The 11,890-nt window shown below is 55.4% G+C and carries 14 protein-coding genes; 10 read left to right on the forward strand and 4 right to left on the reverse strand.

Annotated elements, in window-relative coordinates:
* Positions 1 to 78 precede the first annotated feature (78 nt).
* The 7 genes from GOV91_RS18205 to GOV91_RS18235 all read left to right on the forward strand — a co-directional run bounded on the left by GOV91_RS18205 (position 79) and on the right by GOV91_RS18235 (position 5,966).
* Positions 79 to 372, forward strand: a complete 294-nt coding sequence (locus GOV91_RS18205) for a type II toxin-antitoxin system RelE/ParE family toxin (protein WP_170417791.1) — start codon at positions 79 to 81, stop codon at positions 370 to 372.
* A 5-nt stretch (positions 373 to 377) separates the two neighbouring features.
* On the forward strand, positions 378 to 668 hold the full coding sequence (locus GOV91_RS18210) for an addiction module antidote protein (RefSeq protein WP_152460667.1): 291 nt from the start codon (positions 378 to 380) through the stop codon (positions 666 to 668).
* A gap of 22 nt (positions 669 to 690) precedes the next feature.
* Positions 691 to 1,233, forward strand: coding sequence for a hypothetical protein (locus GOV91_RS18215; protein WP_170417788.1), 543 nt, complete (start codon positions 691 to 693; stop codon positions 1,231 to 1,233).
* A 683-nt stretch (positions 1,234 to 1,916) separates the two neighbouring features.
* The gene (locus tag GOV91_RS18220; RefSeq protein WP_170417785.1) at positions 1,917 to 2,117 is read left to right on the forward strand and encodes a hypothetical protein; all 201 of its coding nucleotides are present in this window, start codon (positions 1,917 to 1,919) and stop codon (positions 2,115 to 2,117) included.
* A gap of 472 nt (positions 2,118 to 2,589) precedes the next feature.
* Positions 2,590 to 3,009 (forward strand): hypothetical protein, encoded by a 420-nt coding sequence (locus GOV91_RS18225; protein WP_170417782.1) that lies wholly within the window; start codon positions 2,590 to 2,592, stop codon positions 3,007 to 3,009.
* Positions 3,006 to 4,841, forward strand: a complete 1,836-nt coding sequence (locus GOV91_RS18230; RefSeq protein WP_170417779.1) for a relaxase/mobilization nuclease domain-containing protein — start codon at positions 3,006 to 3,008, stop codon at positions 4,839 to 4,841. The genes GOV91_RS18225 and GOV91_RS18230 overlap by 4 nt, the downstream gene beginning before the upstream one ends.
* An 87-nt stretch (positions 4,842 to 4,928) precedes the next feature.
* Positions 4,929 to 5,966, forward strand: a complete 1,038-nt coding sequence (locus tag GOV91_RS18235) for a hypothetical protein (protein WP_170417776.1) — start codon at positions 4,929 to 4,931, stop codon at positions 5,964 to 5,966.
* A gap of 209 nt (positions 5,967 to 6,175) precedes the next feature.
* Here GOV91_RS18235 and GOV91_RS18240 read toward each other — a convergent pair whose 3' ends face one another.
* Positions 6,176 to 6,592, reverse strand: a complete 417-nt coding sequence (locus GOV91_RS18240; RefSeq protein WP_170417773.1) for a helix-turn-helix domain-containing protein — start codon at positions 6,590 to 6,592, stop codon at positions 6,176 to 6,178.
* Between the two features lie 74 nt (positions 6,593 to 6,666).
* Between GOV91_RS18240 and GOV91_RS18245 the strand changes: the two genes are divergently transcribed.
* The 3 genes from GOV91_RS18245 to GOV91_RS18255 all read left to right on the forward strand — a co-directional run bounded on the left by GOV91_RS18245 (position 6,667) and on the right by GOV91_RS18255 (position 8,422).
* Complete coding sequence (locus GOV91_RS18245) at positions 6,667 to 7,296, forward strand: cation transporter (RefSeq protein ID WP_170417770.1); 630 nt, start codon at positions 6,667 to 6,669, stop codon at positions 7,294 to 7,296.
* Between the two features lie 74 nt (positions 7,297 to 7,370).
* Positions 7,371 to 7,838, forward strand: a complete 468-nt coding sequence (locus GOV91_RS18250; protein WP_170417767.1) for a DUF411 domain-containing protein — start codon at positions 7,371 to 7,373, stop codon at positions 7,836 to 7,838.
* A gap of 161 nt (positions 7,839 to 7,999) precedes the next feature.
* Positions 8,000 to 8,422: a cytochrome c gene (locus GOV91_RS18255; protein WP_170474328.1), complete on the forward strand. Its 423-nt coding sequence runs from the start codon at positions 8,000 to 8,002 to the stop codon at positions 8,420 to 8,422.
* 214 nt (positions 8,423 to 8,636) lie between these two features.
* Here the strand turns inward: GOV91_RS18255 and GOV91_RS18260 are convergent, their stop codons facing one another.
* The 3 genes from GOV91_RS18260 to GOV91_RS18270 are packed head-to-tail and all read right to left on the reverse strand — an operon-like array spanning position 8,637 to position 11,706.
* On the reverse strand, positions 8,637 to 10,529 hold the full coding sequence (locus GOV91_RS18260) for a type IV secretory system conjugative DNA transfer family protein (RefSeq protein ID WP_152460673.1): 1,893 nt from the start codon (positions 10,527 to 10,529) through the stop codon (positions 8,637 to 8,639).
* Positions 10,522 to 10,680 carry a DUF4177 domain-containing protein gene (locus GOV91_RS18265; protein ID WP_152460674.1) on the reverse strand — a complete coding sequence of 53 codons (159 nt, stop codon included), beginning with the start codon at positions 10,678 to 10,680 and terminating at the stop codon, positions 10,522 to 10,524. Before GOV91_RS18265 ends, GOV91_RS18260 begins: the two co-directional genes overlap by 8 nt.
* A 12-nt stretch (positions 10,681 to 10,692) precedes the next feature.
* On the reverse strand, positions 10,693 to 11,706 hold the full coding sequence (locus GOV91_RS18270; RefSeq protein ID WP_152460675.1) for an ATPase, T2SS/T4P/T4SS family: 1,014 nt from the start codon (positions 11,704 to 11,706) through the stop codon (positions 10,693 to 10,695).
* Positions 11,707 to 11,890: the final 184 nt, after the last annotated feature.

An 11,890-nucleotide genomic window follows, 5' to 3' on the forward strand; every position in this document is an offset into this window, starting at 1 on the left:
GCAATGATTTTTGATTTTAGTTCAATGGTATAGGTTGTTTTGACTTGAAAGGTTGTAGCCTGTAGGCTACATATAGGTATGATAGAAATTCGTAAGACGGACCTGTTCGACAAGTGGCTCAAGGGCCTGAAGGACCAAAGGGCGAGAGCCAGGATCTTGGTTCGCATCACGCGGTTGAGCCTGGGCAATCCCGGTGATGTGAAACCGGTTGGTGAAGGTGTGAGTGAACTGCGTATCTCCGAAGGGAAGGGGTATCGCGTTTACTATGTGTCGCGCGGTGACGTTTTGATCGTTTTGCTGTGCGGGGGAGACAAGTCATCCCAGCAAGCCGACATCAAAACCGCCAAGGCGATGGCAAGAGAGTTGGAGTGAAAAACATGGGTGTCAAAACAACGAAGTTTGAAGCGGCTGACTATCTGGACAGCCCGGAAGCCATTCAAGCCTATCTTGAAGCGGCTTTTGAAACCAGCGACACGGCGCTGATCGCGTCGGCACTTGGCGATGTTGCCAAGGCCAAAGGTATGTCGAGTGTGGCCGACAAATCTGGTCTGTCTCGGGAAAGCCTCTACCGCGCACTTAGCGAAAATGGCAATCCCGAGTTTGGCACGGTGCTGAAAGTGCTGAGCGCTGTGGGTGTGACGCTCACCCCGAAAATGCACGTGAATTAACCCACTTTAAAGGCTATCCACCATGTCCACCGATGCAGCTCCGTCTACGGTTGAAAAAGCCGCCCGCCGCGTCTGGAAATCCGCGCAGATGTTCGTCGGGTTTCATACAGACCAGAAGGGCAAGCCGCGCACACAGCCGAAGCTCTGGCCGCCAAAAAACGGGAGCGCGTCGATCCATGGTGATCCCAGCGCGCAGGAGGCCATCGTGGTCGTCAAAGCCGCTGATCCGGACGAGGTACAGGACGTGCAGATCAAGCTGCACCCAAACCGCATTGTTGTGCGCCGCGATGCAGATGCCTGGTGGCAGGGTGTCGCTGTAGATGAGCATACCGTGACGGTCCGAATGGCCGACAACACGATCATCGAAATCCGCCATGACGGATCGGTGAAGCGGCGCTCGGCAGAGGACGAAACCCATGTTGAAGCAGATGGCAGCATCTTCAAGTTCACGGAATTTGCCGAGGCGCATATGACGGGTGACGGGGTGGAAATGACCCGCCGCACAGAGGATCGCATTGCCACGATCACAGCTGACGGTGTTGTCGATCGCGCGCGCAAGCGTTAGCCTGTAAAGAATACCTCCAGATTTTCCTTTGGTTAAACTCGTGGCCCGCTTCGGTGGGCCTTTTTCTTGGCGTACTCATCACTGTATCTGCCCGTGCGCCGGTCTCGCCCCGCGACAGCGCTTGAGAGAGTTCTTGCGGATTACCGGGGCGTCCTACCGAACCCGCCAATCCAAATTGAGTCCGGCTGTTTACCTGATCCGCACAAGCACGGACCAGGGCCGGACCGTCCGGTCTTTGGCCTCCGCCAGTTGGATAGGGCGGTTTGCACCGTCCGTCATTCTTCATCCTTTGCGACGACGGTCATACCGACCCAGAAGGGCAACCCCCAACTTAGAACTGAGCGCCGCGCCTGTGTCGGATCGAGGTGATGTTGCCGCCATCAAAGACATCGTTTTGTTCAGATGTTCCGCGCGCAGCGATCCCAGAAAGCCTTGCCTTTCACCAGGTCTGACAGTTTCAAGTACGTTGCCGGAGAAGATCCTCGGCTGCGGTGTTTCTGAAGGGATGAACATAAGCGGGCAGTCGGGGAAGACGCGCGGCGCCCGGGCCGGGCGCCGCGCTTCAACAAGGAATGTCCCCTGCGCCTGCGGCGCATTCCGCGCGGATCAAATTCCCTGCTGACATCCCCTTGATGCCCGCTTTTCCCTTGTTCATCGAAACACGCCATAGCGAGGATCAAACAATGGCAACTCAAACTCTGAAACTGAGCGTCAAGACCGGTGAAAAAGAAGGCAAGACATTCTGGGATCGATGCGGGGTGCTCTTCGTCAATACCGATGAGACCGGCACCATCACCTCGATCCAGGTCAAGCACAGCATGTTCCCTGGCGTTGAGATGGTGGCCTTCCCGAAGCGCACCGATGACGATCCCGTCACCGAATGACGGGAGGGCAGGGCGGCGCAAGCCGCCCTTTCTTCTGCTCCGGCCGCAGGCCGGACCACATATGCGCCACAGGTGGCGCGCGGTCCTAAGACCGGGCAGGGGTGCCGACCTGCCCCAATGCGGCAGCAGACAACCCTGCCACACCCGCCGCGAAAGCGGCGGGACATTGAGCGCGCTGAGGCGCGCGGAAAATGCCATACTGACCTTGAACGTGCCGGTATGTGACGGGCGCTGTTCGGGCAGCTCCCGCTTTGCGTGATTGCCCTGCGCCGGTCCACCGGCACCCACGCCTGCTGGCTGGAAAAGGGGCAGGACCCTTTTCCCGGCGTGGAGATTGCCTCCAAGAGCAAAACTGTTCCGGGGGCAATTTGAGAAAATACGGATTTCTAAAATCACCCCCGGTTTCCTCTTGGAGAGTATGACAGGATAAGGTAGTTGTGTTACAAGTCATAAAAACAACCAGAGGTATACATTGAGCAAGCCCGGCGACACCACTGTCTTTTCCGTTCGATTGCCGTCAGATGCGTTGGTGCGTTTGGAGGAGGCCGTGCAGTCGCTTGGGGCCAAGAGCCGCAACCAGATCATCCAACGACTGATCTATCGTCTGATCGGGTATCTCGATCCTGACCCGGCCGTTGTCGATCTCTGGCAGACGCACTTGCGGCAGGTTCAGGGTGGATACACCAACCTCAATCAGCTCGCAAAATCGGCCAAACGCGGTTCGGTGATCTGGACCGATGACGACCGGCGCGATGTCGAAAACCTCCATCGTGCGATCATCCAGCACCGGCAAGACCTGAAGGCGCTGATCACCGCGGCCCGCCGAAACCGAGAGCCAGACTCCGCCATTCGCCGAATCTTGCGCGACGATGAGAGGACATCTGAAGCATGAACGTCGCGGCTCACAATTTGACGGCAGGGGACTTTCTGGAGCTAGCCTTCCGGGAAGCGCAGAAGGGTATCGATCGGTCCAAGCAGATCAGCCAGCAGCTGCAAACCGCCAAGCGCATGAAGTTCATGATCTCGCGGGCCTCATCCATCAAGGCGCGGCTTGGTGCTGTGGTTGGAAAGCCCGAGGCGGTTGTGAAACACGTCCGCAAAGGTGGGGTGAAAAAAGCGCATGAGCTGCGCCGCCAGATCAATTACCTGACCGTCAGGGCAGAGGGCGTGTTGGACATCCGCGACAATGGTGTGACCCCGCTCGATGCCGATCAGGTGAGTGATCTGATCGAGACCTGGGCCGAGGATTTCAACGGGAAAACCAACTATGGTTATACCCGTCACATGATCGTTTCTTTTCCCGAAGGCACCTATCCGGATGCCGCGCATGAGGCCGGTTTGGACTTCGCGGATCGCCTGTTTGGGAGCGGTGATTTTGGCGATACCTGGGACTATCTGACCGTGTTCCACAACGACACTGACAACCCCCATGTCCACATCGTTGTGAATAACCGAGGCGTGGAACATGGGCAGTGGTTGGCTATGGGTATGAGCAGCGACATGAACATCGACGTTCAGCGCTCTATCCAGGTTGAGGTTGCCGAAGGATACGGAATTGAGCTGACCGCAACGACCCGCCTTGAGCGCGGTTTGCGGCAGGAAGTTGAGACCGACACGTGGAAGGTTCAGGCCGGACTGTCTGTTGTTGAAAGCACTCCGGAGGTTGAAGTTACGGCCCGCGACATGGCCGGTGATGTGATGACACTCTCCATCGCAAGAATGTCGGATCTGTTTGATGAGCGCGCCAACGCTGTCAAAGACCGGATCGAAGAGTTTGCCATCCAACTCGTTGAAAGTGAGGAACCTATGGTATCGAGAATGGAACATCTGCTGGATCAAGCCCATCATTTTGATGATTACGGCGAGCCAGGAGACCCGTCTTATGTGTCGCCCGAAGTCATGAGCAACTTGCGGCGACACATCGAATTAGGCGGTTCTGAGGAAACAATCGCACCCGAGCTGAAGGCTCAGGTTGTTGCCCATATCAGCGACGTTCGGGACAACGAACAGAGCCATCCGTATCTGTCTGCCCTTGCTGATATTGTCGATGACAAGGCGTTCCAGTCGTCCGCTGATTATGCCCCGGCAGCACGCCGGTACGAGGTCTATATACAGGACACCTTGGGCAAGGGGGCCTATGAGGACTTCCAGACTCAGACCAAAGAATTGCTGCAATCCATCGACAAGATGGAAGGGCTGGCCCGTGAGGTTGACGACCCTCATCTGCGTGTCGCTATGGATATTCAAATTGGCGAGTTGAAGGGCGACGTTGCGGACCTGCGCACCAACGATCCGGACCTTCAAGCCTTCATCATCGAGGACCGCCGCTATTCAACGATGATGGGAATGGGCACTGCCGAAATGGATGTCTTGGATTATTCAGAGGCCGGCAAGTGGGCAGCGATCCGCAAAGAAGTCACCGACACGGCCAGCAGCTACGGCCTCGATGGCGAGGCGTTCGTTGCCCGCTTTGGCGATCATCAGAACGTCACCCTGGGTACAACAATGGGATGGCGCAGCGACGACATTTCGACCGCCGCGGCCCACTTCCAGGCGCAAGGATTACCCGACAGCCACGACCGCGCTGAGGCCGTTGTTGACGAGCTGCACCAGCTTGCGTCTTCCAGGATCATCGCAATCTCAGAAGAACTTTCAGACGTTCACGCCCACGCAACGCACCCGCTCTTGCAGGGGCGCGGTGACGATGACGGGCACAGCTTGTAAGGACTTTAACCGGTCTGCCTGATGCGCGCGCCAACGCCCCAGGCAGACCCATCACAGAGTTTTCCATCAACTCGCAAAGGAAAAACTATGGTTTCGCGTACAGACTATCTTTTGAACGAAGTCGAACACTTCGCACCCTATTCCAGATTTGATCAATCCGCCCCGCGTGAAGATCGCGTTTCAGAGCAGATCGACATCATCAGGAAAGAACAGCAGGCGATGGGCTTTGATCGTGCAGCCATCGCCTCAAACAGCTTCGACATCGAGGACCAGGCCAACCGCCGTGTTGACGAACATACTGCGCAACAAGATCTGGTCGAAGAATTCAAAATCGAATTTGAAGCTGCGGAGCGGTCAGGGGAGCCGGTTGATCTGAACGATATGCAGGCTTTGGTTTCTCAGCACATGAGTGATGCTCAGGAATACGATCTGTATCACCCTTACTATTCGTCCCTTGCGGATCTGAGTGGTGACAAGGATTTTCAGGAGTCCGACGACTACCAGTCGCCCGGTGATCGCTATGTTCAGTATATGCAATCCGCTTTGGGGGAGGCCATCTTTGAGAACTACGAGCAGCAGACCAAGGACATCGTGAACTCCATCGAGAACATGGAGGCTCTTGCACGAGAGGTCGAAGATCCACACTTGCGTGCCGCAATGGACGTTCAGATCGGGGAGTTGAAAGGCGATGTTGCCGAACTGCGCCCATATGACACCGACCTGCAGGCATACACTTTGGCTGATGACAGCTACACCACATCCATGAATGCGGCCGAGTTGGACAACCTGGACCCCACGGAAGCCGAAAAATGGCTGGCTGTGCGTGATGACATTGTGGCGACCGCGCACAGCTTCGGTCTCGACGGAAGCAAGTTCCTGGCCCGCTACAACGATCATGACAGCGTTTCAATCGGCACAACGGCGACTTGGAAAGACGCGGACATTTCCACCGCTGCCGCCCATTTCAACAGCCAAGGCGTTCCGGACAGCTACGAGCGCGCGGAGGCCGTTGTTGGTGAGCTGCACCAAGTTTCATCCAGCAAGATTGCCGCCGTGGTGCAAGAGATTGCCCATACCCGCGAACAGGCTACCCACGTCCATGAGTATGATGGACACAGTCTTTAACCACGGAGGACATGATAGATGATTGTTCGCGCCGGTGAATGTGTTGCCGGGAACAGCGAGACCACCGGGTTGGAGTAATGTGGGGTCTGTTCCGATTGGGACGGACTCTTGTCCTTGGACATTCCGGGCATTCGCTGCACCACGTTTGAATAGGCAAGAAGCGGACAAAACAGTCTTTCGCTGGGACTAAAGCAATGTCCGCTCATAGTTTAGTGATCGTGGTGACAGAGTTTATGATCGGCAAGAGACGCGAGCACATAGCAGTTCTCTGACACTCCTTCGTCATCACAGCCCTTCGAAATCCGAACCAGCTCTTTTTCAAGAGCCCGTAGTCGTTTGATCTTTGCTCTTACTTCGGAAAGTTGTGAGACGGCGATGTCCGTTGCGGCTTGGCATGAACGATCCGGGTGGCCTTGAAGCACAATCAATTCGGAGATCGCTTCAATTGAGAAACCAAGATCGCGTGCATGCTTGATGAAACTGAGACGCTCTAGCCCTGCCACATCGTAGCGCCGTTGGTTGCCTTCGGTGCGTTCTGGTGCGGCAAGCAGGCCCATTTCCTCATAGTAGCGGATAGTCGGAACTTTGACCTTCGTGCGCTTGGAAAGCTCCCCGATAGAAAACATGAAAATACCTCTTGAACCTCTAGTAACTAGAGACACTACACTATGGTCACGACAGATACAAAAAGGGCTTCCCAATGTCAGCATGTTGCGGACACAACGCCAAATTCGACGGCGTATCAGACGACTACAAAAGGAGGCTGTGGATTGTCATTGCTCTGAACGCGGTGATGTTCGTCGTCGAGATGACTGCCGGTCACTATGCAAAGTCTCAGGCACTTCAGGCCGACGCTCTAGACTTCCTTGGGGATGCTTTGACCTACGGTATCTCGCTGGCAGTGATCGGGGCTTCAATCCGTGCACGCACCAATGCCGCTCTGGCGAAAGGGGTGAGCTTGCTGCTGATGGGTCTTTGGGTGTTTGGATCGACCGTGTACCGGGTGTTCTATGTCGGAGTGCCGGAGGCCGAGATCATGGGCATCGTTGGCTTTTTCGCTCTTATGACCAATCTCGCAAGTGTTCTCTTGCTCGTCCGTTACAAGGACGGCGATGCAAATGTGCGCTCTGTCTGGCTATGTTCGCGTAATGACGCCATTGGCAATGTGGCCGTTATGTTTGCAGCTTTAGGCGTCTGGGGCACAGCTAGCGGTTGGCCTGACCTGATTGTTGCGGCGGTCATGGCAACGTTGTTTCTTTCCTCTGCTTTCCAGATCGTGCGCCAAGCGCTCGCCGAGCGTCGGGAAGTTGGCGAACATGAGCATGTTTGACGTGGATTATGACCTTTGATCTCGAATGATACGAAATCGGCTCAATTTAGTTGGAAATACCAAGGACTCTCGCCATGAACCTGAAACGCCGCCAAGTACTGACTTACGCCGCTGGCTTTGCCAGCACAGTACCATTTGCCGCGTTTGCGCAAGACACGCCTTCCGTCCGTGTTCTCAAGGATCCGAACTGCGGCTGTTGCCAGGTTTGGATCGACATCCTGCGGCAGGAAGGCTTTCGCATTACCGAGGAGCGCAGCTTTGGAACACAGCTTGTCCGCCACAAATTGGACAACGGCATTCCCGAAGAAATGATGTCCTGCCACACAGGCGAGATCGATGGCTATATGATCGAGGGGCATGTGCCGGTTGCAGACATTCGTCGTCTGCTGGAGGAGCAACCCAGTGCTGTTGGACTTGCTGTTCCTGGCATGCCCTACGGTTCCCCTGGGATGGGGCCGGAAGATCGTCGTGAGGCCTACGACGTGTTTTTGATCCTCAAGGACGGTAGCACCGAGGTGTTCAAGAGTTACGAAGCGGCCTGAGGCGACGTTCATCGAGCGGAAACAGTAAGGAGGAGAAGATGACGAAGCTTGGATTACGCACTCTTACCTTAAGCGTTCTGTCTATCACCATTGCTACAGTGGGTTGCGCACAACAACAACGAGGAGATTGGTGGGGTCACGGGCCAATGGGATCTAACCACATGAGGTCTGAGCACATGCGTGGTTGGGGGCACGGCAATATGGGGCCTGGCCAGCAGCAGCGCATGCAACGACATTGGACGTATATGAACGAGGACGTGCCCGCAGCCTACCGCGGGGCTCGGAGCACCATTCGTGCAACGCCCGAGAATGTTTCGGAGGGCAAGACGCTATATACGGAAAACTGCGCAAGCTGTCATGGAGCTGAGGGTTTGGGCGATGGTGAAGCCGGACGTTCGCTCGCGCCCTCTCCCGCTCTCCTACGATGGTTCGTTCAGATGCCGATGTCGGGGGACGAGTACCTTCTTTGGGCAATTTCCGAGGGCGGCGAACGCTTCGGAACAGACATGCCAGCCTTCAAGGAAGCGCTGAGCGAAGAAGACCTTTGGAAGATCATCGTTTATATGCGTGCGGGGTTCCCTTGATCTGTCGTCAATCTGTTGGTTTTTGATGAGTGTTTTTGCTGTCGATACTATGACGACAATTCTCAGCAGGCATAAAGCTGACAATGCGCCATTCTAGTAAGCTTCACGGAAGCGGACATATATGTAAGTCGCAGCACGAGCAGGTTAGGGCTCTCTCCTGCCGTTCTCTGCATATTGAAGTAAGGTCCGGTTCGGCCGCGTCCTGTTACCCCCGTCAAGTGAAGGCGCTACTTTCAGCCCGTTTGGCTTTCATTTTCTCCATCGCCATATCTTTCGCTGACCGACTTTTCCGCTTTGCGACCGTGCGCTGCGCATCAAATGCCGCCTGAAGTTCCTGGTCTTTTTCAGAAACCTCTTTCACCGGGGCAGGGGCCGGTTTCGCATCAGCCACTGCCTTTGCCGTATCCTTGGCCTGCTCTTCAGCAAGATCCAGGTGTGTCCCTTTGATCTTTGGCGTGTCGCCACCAAGGAACTGCATGAAATAAGGATCTTCGAAATATCGAATCTTGTTCGCAATCACGGGCATCTTGCCTTCGCGGATCAGCACAACCTCGTTTTCCGGCAGACGACCAACGTGCTCTGGCCGGAGCAGCCGAATGCCTTCTTCACGCTCTGATATGCTGCCCATTTCCATCTTGCCGAGTGCTCGAGACTTCGACTTGCTTATGACCGTTTTGTCCCCGATGGACCTGGACACATGTTCGCGTACTTCGGAATCCTCTGAGGCGGCAAACATCTGGGTTCCAGCGTTTGCCAGCATCGCCCGCACACCCTCGTGCCCATAAATGTCCTGTAGGCGCGACAGTGTTTGCGAAATCACCACGAGCCTGCCCCCGAACGATCGCATGGTGTCATAGGCTTCAACAACGCGCTCAAGATGGCCGAGGCGTTGGAACTCATCGAGCAGCATCAAAACCTTGAACGGCTCATCTTCGCCCGGCTCAACAGTTTCGATGGTGTTCACCAGATCGAGGAAGAACAGGCGAATGAGCGTCCGGAACTCTTTGACCTTTTTCCCTGGCACGGAAAAGTAGATCGAGCTGGGGCGCCGACGCAGATCTTCAAAGTTGATGTCATTGCCCTGCGTGGCTCTTGCTACCGACGGGTTGCGCCAGAGCTGCAGGCCGGAGTTCAACATAACCGAAATCGTTGACCGCAGGATTTTGGATTCTTCGGCTGCAAGATTCAGAAACTCATCTGCAGCTCGCGCATATCCAACTTCTTCAGCCATTTTCTCATAGTCCTTTTGCTTGGTCGTTTTGACCAGGCGCAGGACTTCGGAAATGTATGGCCGCTTTCTTTTGATCGCCAGCATCGCCATTGCGCAGAACATGCCTTCAACACCACCCATAAAGCCCTGCGCGGACGAGCTGGGCGTGTCGAACATCTGAGTTGCAACCTGAATCACTTCTTCCCATCGCCGGTCCAGATTGTCGGCACGTGCTGCGCGGCGCAGAGGGTTGTAGCTGTGGCTTTTGTCGGGGTTCTCGGGGTCGAACATAAAAACCTCATCGCCCATTGCTGCCCGACGCGCGCCGGTTGTCTGGAAAATCTCGCCCTTGATGTCCAGGACGACGCAAGACCCATTGAAACGCAGGACATTCGGGATCACAAAGCCGCTGGTTTTGCCCGAACCAGACGGGGCAATGAACATCGCGTGCGGCTTTTGGACACCGGGGCCGGGCTTATAGTAGATCGCGTTTTTGTCCTTTGGCTCACCAAATTTGGCAAACACGATTTCACTATCCAATTTGTCTTTGAGCTTCAGAACCGACGCATAGCCTTCCTGGACGAGCTGAGGGGCCTTTGCAAAGGTCGCATCACCGTATTTCGTTGAGGGACCACGCAGCGCAGCCGCCACAAATGCAAAGGTCAAAACACCCACTGCGACCACCGCCACCAGACCCATGATCTGCTGCGTCTCTGCAGGCTGTGCCATGAACTTCTCTGGGATCGCCCAGATGTCCAGCCCGCGAAAGCCTCTGGTGTTGATGTATTCGAGAGCCAGCCCGACCACCAACACCGCGCAAGCCGAGGTAGCGATAAAGCCCATAGTACCGGCTATCGCGACCTTCTTGCCTTTGGGTAGATCCTGAAACTCAGCCATCGGTCAGCTCGCGTTTGAAGAAGCACACGATGCCAAACTCGGCAGGTACGACGCCGACCATTTCCCAACCGTCTTGCCCGAGCTTCGCAAACTTCTCGCCTGCATTTTCCTCTACCCGCATCAAGACATTACGATACTCAAATTTTTTCATTCTATTTCTCCTTCAGATAAGTTGATCAGCGGTCATCAGGGGTGGGAAGATCACTCCGTTGACCTTCCGTTCGTCACCGATTTTCTTCATGTGAACGATCATGTGAATGGTGGCCCGGATGTCATCGACCACTTCTGACTTTTGAACGGTCGGAGATCCGCGACGCACCATCTTGCTCATACGTCCAATGGCATCTACTGGTGAGTTGGCGTGCATGGTACAAACAGAACCATCGTGGCCGGTGTTCACCAGTTCCAGGAACATATTTGCGTCGTCGCCCCGAATTTCACCGCAGACGAGGCGGTCAGGCCGTAACCTCAGCGCCGATTCCAGCAGCTTTGTTGGTGATCGAGGGCCATCTTCTTCGGAACGGTCAGCAAGTAGATCGACAGAATTGGGTTGCTCGATGTCCAGCTCGGCCACTTCTTCAATCGTCACGATCCGTTCGCCAGGATCGACGCGCTTCAGCATTGCATTGAGAACAGTGGTTTTGCCAGACGAGGTGCCCCCGGCAATGATCACGTTCCATTTGCTTAGCATCGCAAGGTCGGCCAGCTCGTCAAAGTTCATTGTTCCGGCAGCGAGAGCAGCCCGAGCCTTTTCAAGCGCGCTGTGATCATTGTTTTCTGCCAACGCCGCCTCTTTGCTGGCGAAGCTGAACGCGCCCAGATCGACGGTTTTCACGCGGAGCAGGCGGATCGCCACGGACCCCACGCCGGTTGTTGCTGGCGGAATCACAACCTGCACCCGCGCTTTACCCTGCTGTGTCGGCACGTTGGCCGTCGCAATCGGCTTCTTTTCTCCGAATGTCACATCGCTGAATCCGGCCACGCAGCGCCCGATGTTTTCCACATCATCTCTGTTCAGAGTAATGTCTGTCCTGGTCATGTGTGTTGTGCCCATTTCTTCGACCCAGACCGATCCGTCAGGATTCACAGAAATTTCGCTCAGGCTTTCATCGTGCAACAGATGCTCGATCTTGCCTGTATAGTATTCCAGAAGGCTATTGCCGTTCCGCCCGCTCATGTTCTTGTCCTTGGTAGAGCACTTTTTTGAACACTGGAGGTTGCCTTCGCTGCATCTCGGCTTTGCCTCGAACACGAAGGCATCCACATAAGATTCATTGCTTCCAAAAAGTGCTGAATTTGCTTCAAAAAAGGCCGCTACCGCACTCGATCATGCTGGCAGCGGCCGGAAAGACTGCTGAGGC

It is taken from the genome of Ruegeria sp. HKCCA6837, from assembly GCF_013034475.1.
Taxonomy (GTDB): Bacteria; Pseudomonadota; Alphaproteobacteria; order Rhodobacterales; family Rhodobacteraceae; genus Ruegeria.

What these genes read in the sequence shown, in the direction of transcription:
- GOV91_RS18205 (WP_170417791.1), top strand. Translation starts at nt 79, where the DNA reads ATGATAGAAATTCGTAAGACGGACCTGTTCGACAAGTGGCTCAAGGGC.
- GOV91_RS18210 (WP_152460667.1), top strand. Translation starts at nt 378, where the DNA reads ATGGGTGTCAAAACAACGAAGTTTGAAGCGGCTGACTATCTGGACAGC.
- GOV91_RS18215 (WP_170417788.1), top strand. Translation starts at nt 691, where the DNA reads ATGTCCACCGATGCAGCTCCGTCTACGGTTGAAAAAGCCGCCCGCCGC.
- GOV91_RS18220 (WP_170417785.1), top strand. Translation starts at nt 1,917, where the DNA reads ATGGCAACTCAAACTCTGAAACTGAGCGTCAAGACCGGTGAAAAAGAA.
- GOV91_RS18230 (WP_170417779.1), top strand. Translation starts at nt 3,006, where the DNA reads ATGAACGTCGCGGCTCACAATTTGACGGCAGGGGACTTTCTGGAGCTA.
- GOV91_RS18235 (WP_170417776.1), top strand. Translation starts at nt 4,929, where the DNA reads ATGGTTTCGCGTACAGACTATCTTTTGAACGAAGTCGAACACTTCGCA.
- GOV91_RS18240 (WP_170417773.1), bottom strand. Translation starts at nt 6,592, where the DNA reads ATGTTTTCTATCGGGGAGCTTTCCAAGCGCACGAAGGTCAAAGTTCCG.
- GOV91_RS18245 (WP_170417770.1), top strand. Translation starts at nt 6,667, where the DNA reads ATGTCAGCATGTTGCGGACACAACGCCAAATTCGACGGCGTATCAGAC.
- GOV91_RS18250 (WP_170417767.1), top strand. Translation starts at nt 7,371, where the DNA reads ATGAACCTGAAACGCCGCCAAGTACTGACTTACGCCGCTGGCTTTGCC.
- GOV91_RS18255 (WP_170474328.1), top strand. Translation starts at nt 8,000, where the DNA reads ATGAGGTCTGAGCACATGCGTGGTTGGGGGCACGGCAATATGGGGCCT.
- GOV91_RS18260 (WP_152460673.1), bottom strand. Translation starts at nt 10,529, where the DNA reads ATGGCTGAGTTTCAGGATCTACCCAAAGGCAAGAAGGTCGCGATAGCC.
- GOV91_RS18265 (WP_152460674.1), bottom strand. Translation starts at nt 10,680, where the DNA reads ATGAAAAAATTTGAGTATCGTAATGTCTTGATGCGGGTAGAGGAAAAT.
- GOV91_RS18270 (WP_152460675.1), bottom strand. Translation starts at nt 11,706, where the DNA reads ATGAGCGGGCGGAACGGCAATAGCCTTCTGGAATACTATACAGGCAAG.